Raw genomic sequence first — 20281 nt, 5'->3', positions numbered from 1 at the left:
TTTCATTTTAAAAATTATGGAAAAAAATAAATATACAATAATTGCAAGAGCAACTCCTTTAGGTCAAGGTAGTATAGGAATTATAAGAATATCTGGTAATAAAGTTTTAAATGTAATAAAAAATATATTAAGACTGAATTATATAAAACCAAGATATGCACATTATTTACCTTTTTTTTATAAAAATAAAATTATAGATAAAGGTATTGTGTTATTATTTCCAAAACCTGATTCTTTTACAGGAGAAGATATTTTAGAATTACAATGTCATGGAAGTACTATACTTTTAGATTTATTAATTAATAATATTATTACAATACCTGGTATTAGAATTGCTTATCCTGGTGAATTTTCAGAAAGAGCTTTTTTAAATAAAAAAATTGATTTAACTCAAGCAGAAGCAATTTCTGATATTATTTCAGCTAATTCAAAAGCTGCATTATTTTCAGCAGTAAATTTAATGAATGGAAAATTTTCGTTATTATTAAAAAAATTTTCAAATATTATTATTGATTTAAGAGTACAAATAGAATCGTTTCTTGAATTTGATTTAAAAATTAATTTTGATATTTTTTGTTCTAATATTAAAAAAATATTAAAAAAATTATTAAATAATTTAATAAATATTCAGGAATATGTTAATAATGGAATAAGAATTAAAGAAGGCATTAAAATAACTTTAATTGGACCACCTAATTCTGGTAAATCTAGTTTAATGAATATAATTACCAATAAAAATATTTCTATAATTACTAATATTCCTGGAACAACTAGAGATATTTTACGTGAAAATATTTATATAAATTCTGTTCCTATAGAAATAGTTGATACTGCAGGTATTAGAAATACTAATAATGAAATTGAAATTTTAGGAATCCAAAAAACTTTTAAGGAAATAACAAGATCTCATTATTTATTTTTAGTAGTAGAAGATAAAATATCTGAAAATAATTTATTAAAAATAATAAAAATTAAATTAAAAAAATTTTTGAAAAATACTCCTATGATTATTTTACGTAATAAAATAGATATGACAAATAATATTCCAGAAATAACTAATAATTATAATTATGTAACAATACGATTGTCAATTAAAAATATGAAAGGAATATCATTATTAATGAATTTTATTAAACAAAAAATTATATTTACTAATAATAATGAAGATCAATTTACAGCTAGAGAAAGATATATTGATTCTTTAAATTATATATATAAATTTTTAATCAAAAGTCAAAAAAACTTTATAAAAACAAATTCTATAGAATTATTATCTGAAGATTTAAGATTAATACAAAAAGAATTAGATTCTATTACTGGAAAATTTACTTCTAAAGATTTATTAAAAAATATTTTTTCACAATTTTGCATTGGTAAATAAAATTTTATGCCTGAACTTCCTGAAGTAGAAGTTACTAAAAAAATAATAAAACCATATTTAAAAGGAAAAATAATTAATTATTCTATTGTTAGAAATAAAAAATTAAAGTATTTTGTTTCAGACAATATAGTAAAAATAAATAATCAAAAAATTTTAGATATTAAAAGAAGAGGAAGATATATAATTATTATTTTAGTAAATAATACAATTATTATACATTTAGGTATGACGGGAAAATTATTTTTAATTAATAAACAATATTATTCTTATAATAAACATGATCATATTGATTTAATTATTAATAATAATTTAATTTTACGTTATACAGATACTAGAAAGTTTGGTTTTTGGTTATGGGGAGAAAAAAATTATCAAGAAAATATATTTTTAAAAAAATTAGGTCCTGAACCATTAGAATATTCATTTAATAATATATATTTATATAATTTTACACAAAAAAAAAATATTTTTATTAAAATAATGTTAATGGATAACAATATAGTAACAGGAATAGGTAATATTTATGCTAATGAAATATTATTTTTATCTAAAATATTACCTACAAGAATATCAAATACTTTAAATTTTGAAGAAATTACTCTTTTAGTTAAAAATATTAAATTTATTTTAAATAAATCAATTAAGTATGGTGGTTCTTCTATATGTGATTATAGACAACCTAATGGAAATATAGGTAATTTTTATAAATATTTTTTTGTATATGGTAAAAAAGATAAATTATGTAAAATTTGTAAAAAAAAAATTATTAAAATAATCTTAAGAAACAGAAGTACTTTTTTTTGTAATAAATGTCAAAAATAAATATTTTTTAAAATAAAAAATTTAATTTAATAAAGAAGTAATTTGATTATATATCTTTGATTTTCCTAAAATAATTCTACTTAAAATAACTAAAAATAAAGAAATAATTATTAGTATTGTTGATAAAACATTAATTTCCGGAGTTATTCCAATTTTAGACATTGAATAAATTTTTAATGGAAGTATTTCGTATTCAGGTCCTGTAACAAATGTTGATATTGTTATATCATCCATAGATAAAGCAAAACTTAATAACCAACTTGAAATAATTGCTGGTAATATTAAAGGAAATATAATTTTTGTTAAAATAATTATCTCATTAGCTCCTAAATCTCTTGCAGCTTCTAATATATAAATATTAAAATTTTGTAATCTAGAATAGATAGTAATTACTACATAAGGTAAACAAAAAGTAATATGTGAAAATAATAAAGACCAAAATCCTAAAGTAAAGTTTAATAATACAAACAATAATAATAAAGAAATACCCATAACAATATCAGGAGATATAATTACTATATATAATAAAATACTTATAAATGATTTTATATAATCATTATAATGATATAATGATAATGCTGTTAATAAACCAATTAAAGTTGTAAAAGTAGCAGTAATTATTCCAATAATTAAAGAATGATATGTAACTTCTAATAAAGAAGTATTATGTAGAATTTCGTAATACCATTTAGTACTAAATCCTTGCCATATTATTCCATAACGTGATGAATTAAAAGAATTTATAACTAAAAGAATAATAGGAATATAAAACCAAAAATAAATCAAATACATAAAAATAATTCTTAAAATATATTTAAACATTATTTTGAAATTCCTTTTTATTTAAAAATTTTATGATTTTAAAATATAGCATTAAAAAAAAACCGGTGAATAATGTTATTATTGTACTTGTTGCAGCTCCTAATGGCCAATCTCTCATATTAAGAAATTGATTTTTAATAATATTTCCTATTAACAAATTTTTAGCTCCACCCATTAAATCAGAAATATAAAATAAACCCATACTAGGTAAAAAAACTAATAAACATCCAGCAATAATTCCCGGAATAGTTAAAGGTATAATTATATGAAAAAAAATTTTCCATAATGGAGCTCCTAAATCTTTTGCTGCTTCTATATAAAATTTATCTAATTTTTCAATACTAGAATATATCGGAACAATCATAAAAGGTAATAGAATATATATTAATCCTAAAATTATAGCTGTAGGAGTATATATTATACGAATAGGGTTATTAATTATTTTTAAATAAAGTAAAATATAGTTTAACCATCCATTAATTCCTAAAAATATTTTTAAACAATATATTCTAATTAAAGAGTTAATCCAAAATGGTAAAAATAAAAGAAATAACATTAAAGATCTTTTTTTAGAAGATATTTTTATTAGACACCATGCAAATGGATATCCTATTAAAAGACATATAATGGTAGTAAGAAATGAAATAAATAAAGAATTCATAAAAACTTTAATATATAAAAAATTTAATAATTTTAAATAATTATAAAAAGAAAATTTAAATATAATTAAATTATAATTATCTTTTTTTAAAAAACTAATAATAATCATTATTATATTTGGTAAAAAAATAAATAATAATAACCAACTAGTAATTAAAAAAATTATAATTTTTTTAATACATTCTATTATTTTTTTCATAAGGTAAAATAACCTCCCATGTTTCAACCCAATTTATTAACATTTTTTGATTAAGAGAATGATCAACATAAGGATCATTTTCATTAAAAAATTCACTTACAGTAATAATTTTCCCATTTTTAAGTTCTAATATAGATTCTAAAGTCATGCCTTTATAATTTTTTTCCTTTATATAACCAATAAGTCCTGATGTTAAATTAACATTATTATTAATTTCTTTAATTTTTAAATCTTCTGGTCTTAATAGAACATGTATTTTTTCTCCAGGAAAAACAGGAAATGTAACTTTAAGATTACATATATAACCTTCTAAATTTACTTTTACTTGATTGTTATATAATTTTTTAATAATAACAGCATTAAATATATTAATATCACCTATAAATTTAGCAACAAATAAATTTTTTGGTTCTTCATAAATTTCTCTAGGGGTTCCTTCTTGTTCAATTTTTCCATTTTTTATTAAAATAATACGATCTGATATACTTAAAGCTTCTTCTTGATTATGAGTAACTAATATAAAGGTAATACCTAATTTTCTTTGTAAAGCTTTTAATTCATTTTGCATTTTTTTACGTAGTCTATAATCTAAAGCTGATAATGATTCATCTAATAATAATATTTTAGGTTGATTAATTACCGCTCTTGCTATAGCAACTCTTTGTTGTTGTCCTCCAGATAATTCATGAGGTTTTCTATTTATAAATTTTTGTAATTGAACTATATTTAATATTTTTTCAACTTTTTCTATAATTTCATTATGTCTTTTTTTTTGCATCTTTAATCCGAATGCTATATTATCAAAAACGGACATATGAGGAAATAAAGCATAATTTTGAAAAACAGTATTTATTTGTCTTTTTTCCGCTGGAATTTTTGTTATTTCTTTATTATCTAATATAATAGAACCACTATCTGCTTTTTCTAAACCGGCTATTAAACGAATAATTGTTGTTTTTCCACAACCAGAAGGACCTAATAAAGTAATAAATTCTCCATTATTTATATTTAAATTTAAATTAGAAATAATTTTTTTACCTAAAAAAGATTTATTTATATTATTAAGATTAATTAATACATTTTTAAAATTTTTTTTTTTCATAAAAATACTCTAATTAAATATTAATTTATATTTAATAAACTTATTAATAAAATTAAATTTTGTAACTAATGATTTTTAAAAATTGAATTTTATAAAATTTTTATTTTTTATAATAAAAAATTCATTTTCTATTAGAAAAAATTGAAAAAATATAATAAAACTAAATTACTGGAATTTCTTTTTCTATAATACCACCTCCTAAACAAATATTTTTATAGTAAAATACTGCTGATTGACCTGGAGTAACACTAAATATAGGAGAATTAAAATATACTTTAATTTTATTATTATTTAAAAAAATTATTTGACATTTAACTTCCTTTTGTCTATATCTTGTTTTAAGAGTATATATTTTTGAAATATGTGGCTTGTAATTATTGTCAATCCAAGTTATTTTTTTTAAAATTAATCCAATAGAATATAAATATAAATTTTTTCTATCTTGTACAATTGTTAAAATATTTTTTTTAATGTTTTTTTTATAAACATACCATGGTTTATTACCATAATATATAGATCCTCCTAAACCAATTCTTTTTCTTTGACCTATAGTATAATGGATTAATCCTTTATGTTTACCAAGAATATTACCATTAATATCAATTATATTTCCTTTTTTTGAAGGTAAATATTTATTTAAAAAATTAGGAAAATTTTTTTCACCTATAAAACAAATTCCTGTTGAATCTTTTTTTTTAGCATTAATAAATTTAAATTTTTTAGCAAAATATCTTATTTCTGTTTTTTTCAAACCTCCTATAGGAAATAAAATTTTTCTTAATTGTTTTTCTTTTATTGTATATAAAAAATAACTTTGATCTTTATTTAAATCTATTCCTTTTAATAAAAAATATTTATTTTTTATTTTTTTACAACGAACATAATGACCTGTACTAATGAAATCTGCACCTAAATTTTTAATAGCAAAATTCATGAAATATTTAAATTTAATTATTTTATTACATAATATATCAGGATTTGGTGTATATCCTTTTTTATATTCAGAAAGAAATTTTTGAAAAACAAAATCCCAATATTCAGTTGCAAAATTAATTTTATGTAAAAAAATATTTAATTTTTTACAAATATATTCTACATAAAATAAATCTTTTTCAATATTACAATGATTATTTATATCGTCTTCTTCCCAATTTTTCATAAATAAACCCTCTACTTGATAATTTTGTTTTTTTAATAACCAAGCAGAAAAAGAAGAATCTATACCTCCTGACATTGCAATTATTACTTTTTTTTTAAGCATATAAGTATTTTAAAAAATTTTAGATAAATATAAAATTATTTAATTATATAATATATTATTACTTTTTAAAAAATTATATATTTATTATTATTTTTACATTTTTTTTATAGTTTTTATACCTAATAATAATAATCCTTTTTTTAAAAATAAAGAAGTTAAAAAAACAATTTTTAATCGACTTAATTTTAATAAATCATCTTGTAAATTCAAAATTTTACAATTTTCATAAAAAATAGAGAATAATACTGTAATTTTATACAACCAATTACACAATAAATGTGGTGTACCTTTATCAACTATTTTTAATATAATTTCCTCAAAGTCTAAAAATGTTATAGCAAGTTTAAACTCAGAATAATTTACAAATTTAATTTCTAAATCTAATAAATTACTAAAATCAATATTAACTTTTTTTAAAATAGATTTGGCTCTCACATAAGCATATTGAATATATAAAGATGTATTTCCATTTAAAGATAACATATCATCCCATTTAAAAACATAGTTATTAATTCTATTTTTAGATAAATCAGCATATTTTATAGCTCCTATTCCAATTATGTGAGATAAATTTTCTAATTTATTTTTTTTTATAGAAGGATTTTTTTTAATAATTATTTTTTTAGATTTTTTAATAGATTCATTTATTAAATTATTTAATTTTATATTTTTTCCTTCTCTTGTTTTAAAAGGTTTATTATATTTATTTAATATCATTCCAAACATATGATGTTCTAATTTTATATTAGAAGGTACATAATTTGCTTTTTTAACTATTTTAAAAATTTGATTTAAATATTGACTTTGACGTGAATCTACGTAATAAATAATACGATGTGCTTTAAAAATTTTGTAACGATACTTAATACAAGCAATATCTATTGTTGCATAAAGATAAGCCCCATCTTTTTTTTGAATAATTACAGCCATTAATTTACCTTTTTTATTTTTTAATCCTTCTAAAGGAATAATAATAGTTCCATTATCATTAATAGCTATTCCTTTTTTTTTTAAATCTGTAATTATATTTGGTAACATATCATTATATATACTTTCACCCATAGTATTTTTAGAAGTTAATTCTACGTTAAGTTTTTTATATAATTGATAATGATTATTCATAGTAATATTAACTATTTTTTTCCATATTTGTAAACAAAAAGGATCTTTTTTTTGTAGTTTAACTACATAAGATCTTGATTCTGTTGCAAATTTTATATCTTCAGAATATTTTTTTCGTGCTTTTGTATATAATTTTTCTATATCAGATATTAAAATACTATTTTTTTTTTTTTCATAATTATAAAAAGCAATAATCATTCCAAAATGAGTACCCCAATCACCAATATGATTGACTTTGATAACATTATGTCCAACAAAAGATAAAATTTTTACCATAGAATCTCCTATAATTGTAGATCTTAAATGACCTACATGCATTTCTTTTGCTATATTAGGACTAGAATAATCTACAACAATATTTTCAGATATAATTTTTTTTGTTAATCCTAATTTTTTAGAAGTAAGTAATAAATTTATTTGTTTTGATAACCATTTTTTTTTAATAAAAAGATTAATAAATCCTAACTTAGATATATTAATTTTAGATATTATATCTTTTAAATTTAAATATTTTACTACTTTATTAGCTAAATCATTAGGGTTTTTTTTTAAGGAAATAGCAGCTGATATAATACCATTTATTTGATAATGTCCTAATTCTATTTTTTTGCATTGACGTAATATTACATTATATTGAGATGGTATGCCTGCTTTAATCATTGATTTATGAATTTTTTTTGAAAGAATTTTTTTTATATTCATATATGGCCTATCTTTATATTAATTTAAATATTTAATTAATTAATAAATAATAAATCTGATTTTTAAAATTTTATATTTAATATTATAATTAAAAAAAATTAAAATATATAAATTACTATAACTAAAATTTTTTTTCTGAAAATAGTTTAAAAATATATTTAAAATATAAATAAAATTATCTAATTCTTTATAATCAATTATTAAAATTAATTTTTTATTTAAATAAAAATATATTTATTAAATAAAATTATTATTTAAAATATATAGAATAATATTCTATTATTAAGTTTAATTTATTTTAAATTACTATCGTTTATTATATTTATAAATTAATTTAAATTAAATTTTTATTATATAATTATTATAAATAATTATATATAATAAAATAGAAGATATAATCTTATATACATTAAAATTTGAATTAATTACATAAAAAAATTATTATTTATTATAAAATAAATATATTAATTCTTATTAAATAAAGTTATATAAAATGAAAAATAAAATTTATTGTGGTAATATTAATAAAAAATTTATAAATAAAGAGATAATTATTTATGGATGGGTAGATAATTATAGAAATTTAGGAAAATTAATTTTTATAAATTTAAAAGATAGGGAAGGTATAATTCAAGCTGTTTTTAAACCAGAGTATAAATTAGCATATAATATAGCAATTAAATTACGTAATAATTTTTGTGTTAAAATTAAAGGAATAATAAACGAAAGAAAAGAAAAAAATAAAAATTTGAATTTATTCACTGGAGAAATAGAAATTATTGTATCTGATATATTTATATTTAATAAATCTAAACCATTACCTATTGATATAAATGTTTTAAATAAAGAAGAAGTTAGATTAAAATATAGATATTTAGATTTAAGACAAAATAAAATGGTTAAAATTATAAAATTAAGATCAAATATAATTTACTATGTTAGAAATTTTTTGGAAAAAAATAAATTTTTAAATATTGATACTCCTATATTAACAAATATAACTCCAGAAGGTTCTAGAAATTATTTAGTACCTAGTAGAATACATAAACATAATTTTTATGCATTACCCCAATCACCTCAGATATTTAAACAATTATTAATGATTGCAGGATTAGATAGATATTATCAGATAGCAAAATGTTTTCGTGATGAAGATTTAAGATCAGATCGTCAACCAGAATTTACCCAAATTGATATAGAAATATCTTTTACAAAACAAAAAAAATTTATTTCTTTTATAGAAAAAATAATATTTAATTTATGGAAAAAAGTAAATAATGTATCATTACATAATTTTAAAATTTTAACTTATAATGAATCAATGGAAAAGTTTGGAACAGATAAACCTGATTTAAGAAATAAATTAAAACTTATAAATTTAACTAATTTTTTTATTAAAAATAATAAAAAAAAAAATAAAAATAGAATAATTTCTATTTCCATTAAAAATAAATATATAAATAATATAAAATTACAAAATTTTAAAAAATATAAATACTATATGGAAAAACATGGTACAAAAGATTTAAGTATATATCAAGTTTATAATAATAAATTAATTAATATTTTAAATAATAAAAATAATATTATTTTTTTAAATTTTAATAATAAGGAAATAAAAAATATTATTTATAAAAATAATGCTAATAATAATGATATTATTTTTATTGGTACAGAAATAGTAAATGATAATATTTCATCTATGGGATTATTAAGAAAAAAATTAGGAAGAGATTTTAATTTAATTGATAATAATAAATGGTCTCCTTTGTGGATCATAGATTTCCCATTATTTAAAAAAGATAAAATAGGAAATTTAGTTTCAGTACATCATCCTTTTACATCTCCAAAAAAAAATTTTTTAAAAAATATATTAGAAAACAAAAATCTTAAAAAAATTTTGTCAGATTCATATGATTTAATAATTAATGGTTATGAAATAGGTAGTGGTTCTTCTAGAATATATAATTATAAAATACAAAAAAAAATATTTGATATTCTTAAAATTAATAAATTAAATCAAGAAAAAAATTTTGGATTTTTTTTAAAATCTTTAAAATTTGGAACACCCCCACATATGGGAATAGCATTAGGATTAGATAGAATAGTTATGTTATTAGCTAATACGAATAATATTCGTGATGTAATTGCTTTTCCTAAAACAACTTCAGCAACATGTCTTTTAACAAAATCTCCTAATATTATTAATTATAATTTTCTTAAAGAATTAGGATTATCATATATAAAATAAAAAGGATAATTTTTTTATGTCAGGACATAATAAATGGTCTAATACACGTTATCGTAAAAAAATACAAGATAATAAAAAAGATAAAATTTTTTCAAAAATTATCAAAGAATTAAATTCTGCAATAAAAATAGGTCAAGGAATAAATCCACAATATAATTCTAAATTACGTTTGGTTATAGAAAAAGCATTATCATATAATATAAATCGTTCAACTATTGATAATATTTTAAAAAAAAATATAAATAATAAAAAAAATGATAAATTAAAAGAAATTTTTTATGAAGGATATGGTCCTGATAATGTTGCATTAATGATAAAATGTTTAACAGATAATAACAATAGAACTGTGTCTTTTATACGTCATATTTTAAATAAATCAGGAGGAAATTTATATAAAACTGGTACAATAAATTATATTTTTAAAAAACAAATATATGTAACATATTCATCTATTAATGATTCAAATCATATTATTAATATTGCTAAAAAATTAAATGCAAATGATATTATTTTTAACAAAAAAAATATAAAAATAATTTTTACACAAAAAAAATATAAATTTTTTACTAAAAAAATAAAAAAATTAAAAATAAAACCAATTAAAACAAAATTAATAATAAAACCATTTTTTAAAAAAAAAATAAATATTCTTATAAAAAAAGAATTAATAAACTTATTATTTTTATCTAAAAAATGTAAAGATATTAAAAAAATTTATCACAATGCTGAAATATAATAAATATTATATTTGTTAATTTTACAAAAAAAAAGATTAATAATATTATGACAATAATTTTAGGTATTGATCCTGGTTCTAGAATAACAGGATACGGTTTAATTAAAAAAAACGGAAAAAAAATAGTTTATATTGATAGTGGATGTATAATTTTAAAAATTAAAGATTTTCCTACAAGATTAAAAATAATTTATAATAATGTAAGTAAAATAATAAATAAATTTAAACCAAATAATTTTGCTATAGAAAAAATTTTTGTGGCTAAAAACGCTGATTCTGCTTTAAAATTAGGTCATGCAAGAAGCGCTGCTATAGTTTCTGCTGTTAATCATAACCTTTCTGTTTTTGAATATTCAACAAATAAAGTAAAAATGACTGTTGTTGGAATAGGAAATGCTAAAAAGAAACAAGTACAAGATATGGTTTTTATGTTACTAAAATTACCTTTTTATCCTAAAACAGATGCTGCTGATGCATTAGCAATTGCTATTACACATAGCCGTATTTTATTATAAAAAAATAATAATTTACATAAAAAAATTTAATTATTTTAAAACATTTAATATTTTATTTTTTTATTAAAAAATAAAATATTAATAAAATATTTTTTTATAAAATTAAAATTTTATTAATTATAAATTTTTAATATAGGATCAATACCTGCAATAACTGTACCTGAATATTTTTTAAATTTAGTAATTTCTTCAATATTAGAAATTACTACTGGAGTTAATATAGACTTAGCCATTTTTTTTAAAAAATCTAAATCTAATTCAATAATAATTTCACCTTTTTTAACTCTATTATTTTTTTCAAAATTAAATTTTCTTTTAAATCCTTTACCTTTTAAATTTATTGTATCAATACCAAAATGAACAAATAATTCTATATTATTTTTAGTTTTTATAGAAAATGCATGATTAGTATCAAAAATTTTACCAATTATACCATCAACTGGAGAAACTATAAAATTTTCTGTAGGATCAATAGCAATACCATCTCCTACTATTTTATCTGAAAATACAATATCAGGAACTTTTTCTATATTTATTATATTTCCTGTAATAGGAGCAAATATTTTAGTAATATTAACTTTTTTATATTTTTTTTTAAAAAAATTAGAAAAAATATTCATATTTATTACCTTTTTAATAAAGATTAATTTTTTTGTTAAATTCTAATAATAAATTTTTTATATTTTTAATATTAGATTGTAATAAAATATTATTAGCTAATTCTATAGCTTGTTTTATTTGTATTTTACAAATAATATTTTTTATTTTTGGAATAGAAATTGCACTCATACTAAATTCATTTAATCCCATACCTAATAATACAGGAATAAAATGTTCATTACTTGCTAATTCACCACACATTCCTGTCCATTTCCCTTCTGAATGTGAAGCATCTATCACTTTTTTTATTAAATAAAATACAGCAGGATGCATTGGATTATATAAATGTGAAATTAAATCATTACCACGATCTACAGCTAAAGTATACTGTATTAAATCATTAGTTCCAATACTAAAAAAATCAATTTCTTTTATTAAATGATGAGCTATTATCGCAGATGCAGGAGTTTCTACCATTATTCCTATAGGAATATTTTTATTAAAATCATATTTTTCATTTTGTAATTGTTTTTTTAAGAAATTTAATTCTTCTTTCAAAAAAAGAACTTCTTCTATTGATATTATCATAGGAAACATAATATGTAATTTACCAAAAATAGATGCTCTTAAAAGTGCTCTTAATTGAGTATGTAAAATATCTTTACGATCTATACTAATTCTAATAGCTCTATATCCTAAAAATGGATTTTCTTCTTTAGGTAAATTCATATATGATATTTTTTTATCTCCACCAATATCCATTGTTCTAATAATTACAGGTTTATCATTCATTTTTTTTGTGACTGTTTTATAAACATGAAATTGTTCTTCTTCGGAAGGAAAAGAATTTCTATTCATAAATAAAAATTCCGTACGATATAAACCTATACCATCCGCACCATTTTTTATGATATTTTTTAATTCATTCAATGAACCTATATTAGCACAAACTTCAATTTTATAATTATCTTTAGTTATAGCAGGTAAAATACATTTTTTTTTAAACTTATTTTTTTCTATTATATATTGATTATATATGATCTTTTTTTTTTTAATTATTTGATTTGTAGGATTAATAAAAATATTATTATTAATACTATCTAAAATAATATAATCATTAGTTTTAACTTTTGTAGTTATATTACCAGTACCTACAATAGCAGGTATTTCTAATGAACGAGCCATTATAGCAGTATGAGAAGTTTTACTACCTAAATCAGTAATAAACCCCAAAATTTTTTTTAAATCTAATTGAGCAGTTTCTGATGGTGTAAGATCTTTTGCAATTAAAATTACTTTATTATTTATTTCATCTAAATTTTTAGTATTTAAACCTAAAATATTTTTTATTAAACGATTTCCTATATCTGTAATATCAATAATTCTTTCTTTTAAATATTTATCTTTTAAATTTTTTAAAATTTTTATTTGAGATTTTATTACTATATTTACTGCATTATCTGCTGATAAAAAATTATTTTTTATTAAAAATATAACTTCTTTAGTCATTTCTTCATCTTGTAATAAAAGGATATGTCCATCAAAAATTGATAATTTATTAGAACTAAATTTTTTTAATGAATTATTTTTTATATACTCTAATTGTTGTACAGATTTTGTTTGCGCATTTAAAAATTTATTAATTTCTAAATCTATTTGATTATCAGTAATTTTATTATGATTAATAATAATATTATCCATCTTTAATAAAAATGCTCTACCAAAAGAAATACCAGGAGAAGCTAAAATTCCTGAAATCATATTTTTCTACCTCAATTTATTACATAATAATGTTTATATTTAAATTTAAAAAAAATTAAAATAATTTTTATAAAAAACTTATAATTTAATTTTATCAAATAAAATAATAATTTTAAAATTATAGGTATTTTCATAAAAATAAAAAATTAATTTATAATTTTTGAATTATTTTTATTAAATGTTCTATTGCGTTTTTTTCATCTTTTCCTGAAACTTTTAAAATAATTAAAGTACCTTTAGTTAATCCTAATGTTTGTATTTTAAATAAACTTTTGGCATTTACTGTTCTTCCATTAGAAGTAATTGTAATATTTGATACAAAATTTTTCGCTTCTTTTACAAAAAGTGCTGCTGGACGTGTATGAAAACCATTGTTATTATTAATAATAATTTCTTTTTCTAACATTACCTTATCCTAAAATTTAATGTATTTAAAATATTTATATAATTATATTATAATTAATTAATATTTACTTAATTTATAAAAAATTAAATAATGATAATTTATATAAATAATTCTTATTTATTTTATAAATAACATAGATAAATTATATTGGCTACTAAATCTAAATTAATTAAAGATATAATTTTTAGTTATATTTAAAATTTTTATTTAAGATAATCTTTTTTATAAAAAAATTACTATTTTCATAATATATTACAAAAAAATAAATTTATATATTTAAGAAAAAATATTTTTAAGTTAAATTAAAATCATATCTAATAGAATTTTATTATTGGAATAAATAATAATGACAATAAAATTATTTGATAAAAAACATAATAAAAATAATATTTCAATTAAAACTATTTTATCTTTAATAAAGAATTATAATACTCCATTTTGGTTATATTGTGCAGAAAATATAAAAAATAAAATTTTACAATTAAAACAGTTTGATACAATAAGGTTTGCACAAAAAGCTTGTTCTAATATAAATATTTTAAAATTAATGAAACATGAAGGAGTAAAAGTAGATGCTATCTCCTTAGGAGAAATAGAAAGAGCAATAGCTGCTGGATATAATCCTAAAAAAATAAATGATATTGTTTTTACATCTGACATTTTTGATAAAGAAACATTAGAATATATTAAAATATTTAATATTACTGTAAATATTGGTTCTATTGATATGTTATATCAATTAGGTTATATATCACAAAATCATAATATATTTTTAAGAATTAATCCTGGTTTTGGATATGGACATCATGAAAAAACAAACACAGGAGGAGAAAAAAGTAAACACGGTATTTGGTATAAAGACTTAAAAAAAGCTATTTATATTATAAAAAAATTTAATTTAAATTTAATTGGAATACATATGCATATAGGATCAGGAGTAAATTATCATCATTTAAAAAAAGTATGCAATTCAATGTTATGTAATGTTTTAAAATCATATATGCCAAAAATTAATATTATATCTGCAGGAGGAGGATTATCTATTCCTTATAAAATAAATGATATAAAAGTTGATACTAATCATTATTTTAATTTATGGAATAATACAAGAAATATTATTAAAAATTTTTTTAAAAAAAATATAAAATTAGAGATTGAACCAGGACGATTTTTAGTAGCCGAATCTGGTATATTAATTTGTCAAGTATGTGCTATAAAAATGATAAAAAATAAGAGATTTGTTTTAGTAAACATAGGTTTTAATGATTTAATTCGTCCTGTAATGTATGGAAGTTACCATTATATATCAGCTATATCATATCAAGGTAAAGATATGTCTGTTTTTCCCAAAGTAAAAACTATTATTGCAGGACCATTATGTGAATCAGGAGATATATTTACACAAACAAATAATGGAAAAATAATTTTTTTTATGTTACCCCTAGTAAAAGTTGGTGATTATTTAATTTTTCATGATACTGGAGCCTATGGAGCATCTATGTCTTCTAATTATAATAGTAGACCTTTAATACCAGAAATTTTAATTGAAAATAATATTCCTAGAATAATTAGACGTCGTCAAAAAATACAAGAACTAATAAATTTAGAATTATTTTAATTTTTTAAATTAATTTTATGTTTTAAAACATAATTTAGAAATTTTTTTTTAAAATAAAAAGATTTAGGAGTTATAAATATAACTTTACCATTTTTATTTATAGCTTTTGTTAATTTTGTTTTATTAGATTTATTTTTAACTAATAAAATATAACCATTATAAGAATTAATATTTTTTATTTGTCCTAAAATAAGTAATTTTATTAAATTATTCCAATCATTAAATAATTTTATTTTATCATTATTAGAAGGTTCCCATAAAAATGCTTTTCCAATTTTATTCATTGTATAAGGAGTATTTATATTTTTAATAATAGGTATCCATAAAATTTTTAATAATTTATTATATAATTTACTTTTATAAAAAATAAAATTTTTTTCATTAATTAAAGAAAAAGAACAAATAAAATTATCATTAATTACTTTATTTTTTTTATTTATAGTAAGTGTTTTAATTTCTATACCTAAATAAGGTAAATCTTTACTTAATCTATTATATGAATTTTTTCCAATTAAATAAAACTCAATTAATTTTCCTATAATTCCTTTATCTTCTTTTATATTTTTTGGTATTTTATAATCCAACCATCTTGCAATATCAATTATATTAAACCCTTTTATTAATTGTGCTCTTAATAATAACATTTTTTCATTATAAATAATTGAAGAAAATATTTTTTTCATTTATATAAAAATTTTATAAATAATAAATTATATAATAATATAATAAATAAAATAAATCTTAATAAAGATAAATAAAAAATATTTTATATATTTTTAATATAAATTTAATATTTTTAAAAATAAATAAAATTAATATATTTTAATATAAAATTATGTATTTAATTAAATATTTATAATGAATATAATTAAGATAAAATACAAAAATAAATTATTATTATAATATTTTTAATTTTATAAAAAATAATATATAAAAATAATTAATTTTCTTAAATAAGAAATTATAAATTTAGATAACATATATAATATAAATTTTTATATTCCTAATTTTTTTTATTTTACGGTATAATAAAAATTTCATTTTTTATAATTATTTATTATAGGAGAATTTTTCTATATTAATGATAATATTAAAATTAATCATTTTTATAAAAATTAAATAATTAAATATGTTTACAATTTATTATTCTAATAATATAGATATTTTATTAAATTTAATAAAAATACAAATCATTAAAAAACCATTAATAAATCCATTAGAATCAGAAATAATTTTATGTAATAATGTAAGTTTTACTAAATTAATAAAAATAAATTTTTCAAATATATTAGGAATATATGGAAATTTTAATTTTTTTTCTTTTGATAAATTTATTTGGAATTTATTTAAAAAAATAATACCTAATATAGGTAAAGATGATTTTTTATGTAAAGAAAATATTATTTGGAAAATAGCATTAATTTTTCCTAAATTAATATATACTCAAGAATTTTATTATTTTAAAAAAAATTTTTATTATAAAATAAAAGATTTTAATTATTTATTTAATTTATCTATACAAATAGCAAATTTATATGATAAGTATCAAAAATACAAACCAGAATGGTTATTATTATGGGAATATAATAAATTTTTTTTATTATTAAAAGATAAACATCAAATATGGCAAGCTAAATTATGGAAAGAATTATTAATATATTATAAAAATAAATTAAATAAAACATTATGGAATTATGGAAAACTATATAAATTTTATAATAAAAATAAAAAAAATAATAATTTTAAATATAACTTTTTACCAGAAAGAATATTTATTCTAGATATACAAAATATTCCTTTAATATATTTAAAATTATTAAAAGAAATAGAAAAATATATAGAAATACATATTTTAATATATAGTCCATCTAAATATTATTGGGAAAATTTATCAAATTACAAATATGATGAAAATATCAATATTAATAATGAAAATTATATTTATAATAAATTATTACTTTCTTGGGGAAATTATCATCTAAATAATGTTAATAAATTAATAAATTTACCAGCTAGAATTATTGAAACTTTTATAAAAAATAATACAATAAATTTATTAAATAATATAAAAAATAATATATTATATTCATCTGAACACAATATAAATATTAAAAATAATCAAAAAAAAGAAATAAGTTATTTAGATAAATCTATTCAAATATACATTTGTGAAGATATTTATACAGAGGTAAAATTATTATATAATGATATTTTATATACTTTAAGAAACAATAAAAATTATTTTTTACATGATATAATTATTATATCTCCTAATTTAGGATTATATATTCCATTTATTGATTCAGTATTTAAAAATTGTAATTTACCTATTAATATAGGTTCTAATTCTAATAAATTAGAAAATTTAGATGTTTTAAAAAAAATTTTATTTTTATTAAATTTACCTTATAAAAAATTTACTCCTGAAGAAATTTTTTTTTTATTAGAAGATAAATATATATCTAAAAAATTTTTTTTAAATAAAGAAGATTTAGAATATTTAAATTATTGGGTTAAAAAATTAGGTATAAAACATGGTCTAAATTTTAAAAATTTTAATAAAATTATTTTTAATAAAGATCAATATACATGGAAATTAGGTTTACACCGTATGTTTTTAAATTATGCTTTTAATTTTGAAAGATGGAATAATATTATTCCTTATAATGGTTCAATCGGTTTATCTAAAGATTTACTTGGTAAATTTACTAATTTTTTATTTAAATTAGAAAAATGGAAAAATAAACTTAATAAAAAATATTTTTTAAAAGAATGGCAAAAAATTATATTAAAATTATATTCTGATTTTTTTCCTTATAGTACTTATTTATATAATAATATATATTATATTATAAAAAAAATAATATTTTTTCTTGAAAATGGTTTAGTATCCAAATACGAAGAAAAAATATCTATTGATATAATAATAGAAAAAGTTAAATATCAAATTAAAAAAGAAAATAAAAATTTTTTTTTTCATATAAATAAAATAAATTTTTGTCCTTTTCATATATTTCAAAATATATCTTTTAAAAAAATTTTTATGATAGGAATGAATAATGAATATTTTCCAAAAAAATCATATCCTATTATTTTTGATTTAATGAAAAATTATCCTTATAAAGAAGAAAAAAATTATCTAGATGAAGATAAAAATATATTTTTAAAATTAATAATGTCTGCAGAAAAAAAATTATATATTAGTTATTTTAATAACAAAAAAATAAATAATATTCAAAATATTTCATCTAGTATAATTAGTGAATTATTAATATATATTTTTAATAATTATTACATAAAAAATAATAAAATTAATAATCATATTATAAAATATATTTATAAAAATAAATTTAATTTTTTACTAAAAAAAAAGGAAGAAAATAATACATACAATAAAAATATTAATATTTTAAAATCTATAAAAATAACAAAAATAAAAATTAATAATTTAATTAATTTTTGGAAACATCCTGTCAAAGGTTTTTTTAATCAAAGATTTAAAATATATTTACAAGATTTAAATAAAATTAAATTATTAAATACAGAACCATTTAATATTGATTATTTACAAGAATATATTATAAATAAAAAAATATTATATTCATTAATTTTAAATAAAAATATCAATAATTTATATAATTATTATTTAAATCAAAATATTTTACCTTATGGATATTATGGTAAAATATGGTGGGAAGAAAGAGTAAATAAAATGAAAAAAATATTTAATAATTATTTTAAAAAAAATCAATATACAGAAATAATTAATAAAATTGATTTAAAAATTTTAAACATTAATTTAAAAGGACAAATTAAGTATTTAAATTATAATAATAATTTAATAAAATTTGAACCTAAAATAATAGACATTAAAAGTATTATTAGTTTATGGATAGAACATTTAATTTTATGTGTAAATAATATTTATGTTAACTCCAGTTTATTATTATTTGGCTCAAAAAATACAAAATATATTTTTAAACTTTTATCTAAAGATGAAGCTTATGTTTTATTAAAAAAATATATTAAAGGTTATATATCTGGTATAAATTCTCCTATTATGTTACCAATAAGAAGTTCATGGAAATGGATAAATATTTGTTATAATAAAAAAAAAAATATTATTGATAATAATTATAATATACAAAATAAAGCAAAAAAAATTTTTTTTTATTATTGGAATAAAAACGATTATTTTATAGGAGAATCTAAAGATTTATATTTTAATAGATTAAATTTTAATTTAGACAAAAAAGAATGGATAAAAATTAAAAAATTAATTCAAAAATGGATGTTTAATTTAATTTATTATGCTAATTAGAG

At 17.1% G+C, this 20281-nt stretch carries 16 protein-coding genes; 7 read left to right on the top strand and 9 right to left on the bottom strand.

The annotated features are described in order from the left end of the window. Nucleotides 1-16: 16 nt before the first annotated feature. The gene (gene mnmE / locus GJT91_RS02135) at nucleotides 17-1381 is read left to right on the top strand and encodes a tRNA uridine-5-carboxymethylaminomethyl(34) synthesis GTPase MnmE (RefSeq protein WP_168868594.1); all 1365 of its coding nucleotides are present in this window, start codon (nucleotides 17-19) and stop codon (nucleotides 1379-1381) included. 6 nt (nucleotides 1382-1387) lie between these two features. Then, entirely contained in the window at nucleotides 1388-2203 is an 816-nt protein-coding gene (gene mutM / locus GJT91_RS02130) for a bifunctional DNA-formamidopyrimidine glycosylase/DNA-(apurinic or apyrimidinic site) lyase (protein WP_168868593.1), read from the top strand. Between the two features lie 21 nt (nucleotides 2204-2224). Here the strand turns inward: mutM and potC are convergent, their stop codons facing one another. From potC to argS, 5 genes are all read right to left on the bottom strand, one after another. After that, entirely contained in the window at nucleotides 2225-3025 is an 801-nt protein-coding gene (potC, locus tag GJT91_RS02125; protein WP_168868592.1) for a spermidine/putrescine ABC transporter permease PotC, read from the bottom strand. Next, on the bottom strand, nucleotides 3018-3884 hold the full coding sequence (gene potB, locus GJT91_RS02120) for a spermidine/putrescine ABC transporter permease PotB (RefSeq protein ID WP_168868591.1): 867 nt from the start codon (nucleotides 3882-3884) through the stop codon (nucleotides 3018-3020). The genes potC and potB overlap by 8 nt, the downstream gene beginning before the upstream one ends. After that, complete coding sequence (gene potA / locus GJT91_RS02115) at nucleotides 3859-4986, bottom strand: spermidine/putrescine ABC transporter ATP-binding protein PotA (protein WP_168868590.1); 1128 nt, start codon at nucleotides 4984-4986, stop codon at nucleotides 3859-3861. The genes potB and potA overlap by 26 nt, the downstream gene beginning before the upstream one ends. A gap of 160 nt (nucleotides 4987-5146) precedes the next feature. Continuing rightward, nucleotides 5147-6247 carry a tRNA 2-thiouridine(34) synthase MnmA gene (gene mnmA, locus GJT91_RS02110; protein WP_168868589.1) on the bottom strand — a complete coding sequence of 367 codons (1101 nt, stop codon included), beginning with the start codon at nucleotides 6245-6247 and terminating at the stop codon, nucleotides 5147-5149. Between the two features lie 93 nt (nucleotides 6248-6340). Then, on the bottom strand, nucleotides 6341-8071 hold the full coding sequence (gene argS, locus GJT91_RS02105) for an arginine--tRNA ligase (protein WP_168868588.1): 1731 nt from the start codon (nucleotides 8069-8071) through the stop codon (nucleotides 6341-6343). A gap of 493 nt (nucleotides 8072-8564) precedes the next feature. On the opposite strand from argS, the gene aspS reads away from it, so the two are divergent. The 3 genes from aspS to ruvC are packed head-to-tail and all read left to right on the top strand — an operon-like array spanning nucleotide 8565 to nucleotide 11573. Beyond that, nucleotides 8565-10322 (top strand): aspartate--tRNA ligase, encoded by a 1758-nt coding sequence (gene aspS, locus GJT91_RS02100; RefSeq protein ID WP_168868587.1) that lies wholly within the window; start codon nucleotides 8565-8567, stop codon nucleotides 10320-10322. A gap of 16 nt (nucleotides 10323-10338) precedes the next feature. Then, complete coding sequence (locus GJT91_RS02095) at nucleotides 10339-11058, top strand: YebC/PmpR family DNA-binding transcriptional regulator (protein WP_168868586.1); 720 nt, start codon at nucleotides 10339-10341, stop codon at nucleotides 11056-11058. A gap of 47 nt (nucleotides 11059-11105) precedes the next feature. Further along, a complete protein-coding gene (gene ruvC / locus GJT91_RS02090) occupies nucleotides 11106-11573 on the top strand; it encodes a crossover junction endodeoxyribonuclease RuvC (RefSeq protein WP_168868585.1) in 468 nt (155 codons plus the stop codon). A 113-nt stretch (nucleotides 11574-11686) separates the two neighbouring features. On the opposite strand, the gene crr is transcribed toward ruvC, so the two are convergent. The 3 genes from crr to GJT91_RS02075 form a co-directional block, all read right to left on the bottom strand. Further along, entirely contained in the window at nucleotides 11687-12193 is a 507-nt protein-coding gene (gene crr, locus GJT91_RS02085) for a PTS glucose transporter subunit IIA (protein WP_168868584.1), read from the bottom strand. Nucleotides 12194-12206: 13 nt separating this feature from the next. Further along, the gene (ptsI, locus tag GJT91_RS02080; RefSeq protein ID WP_168868583.1) at nucleotides 12207-13934 is read right to left on the bottom strand and encodes a phosphoenolpyruvate-protein phosphotransferase PtsI; all 1728 of its coding nucleotides are present in this window, start codon (nucleotides 13932-13934) and stop codon (nucleotides 12207-12209) included. A 151-nt stretch (nucleotides 13935-14085) separates the two neighbouring features. Further along, a complete protein-coding gene (locus tag GJT91_RS02075) occupies nucleotides 14086-14340 on the bottom strand; it encodes an HPr family phosphocarrier protein (protein ID WP_168868582.1) in 255 nt (84 codons plus the stop codon). Nucleotides 14341-14686: 346 nt separating this feature from the next. Here GJT91_RS02075 and lysA point away from each other — a divergent pair, with 346 nt between their 5' ends. Continuing rightward, complete coding sequence (gene lysA / locus GJT91_RS02070) at nucleotides 14687-15958, top strand: diaminopimelate decarboxylase (protein ID WP_168868581.1); 1272 nt, start codon at nucleotides 14687-14689, stop codon at nucleotides 15956-15958. Here the strand turns inward: lysA and GJT91_RS02065 are convergent. Further along, complete coding sequence (locus tag GJT91_RS02065) at nucleotides 15955-16641, bottom strand: MutH/Sau3AI family endonuclease (protein WP_168868580.1); 687 nt, start codon at nucleotides 16639-16641, stop codon at nucleotides 15955-15957. The two genes, lysA and GJT91_RS02065, sit on opposite strands and share 4 nt — an antisense overlap. A 446-nt stretch (nucleotides 16642-17087) precedes the next feature. On the opposite strand from GJT91_RS02065, the gene GJT91_RS02060 reads away from it, so the two are divergent. After that, nucleotides 17088-20279: an exodeoxyribonuclease V subunit gamma gene (locus GJT91_RS02060; protein WP_168868579.1), complete on the top strand. Its 3192-nt coding sequence runs from the start codon at nucleotides 17088-17090 to the stop codon at nucleotides 20277-20279. Nucleotides 20280-20281 lie beyond the last annotated feature (2 nt).

This window comes from Enterobacteriaceae endosymbiont of Donacia semicuprea (genome assembly GCF_012570535.1).
Lineage (GTDB): Bacteria > Pseudomonadota > Gammaproteobacteria > Enterobacterales > Enterobacteriaceae.
The sequence above is the reverse complement of the archived record's forward strand: the minus strand, read 5'-3'. Positions and strand labels throughout refer to the sequence as shown.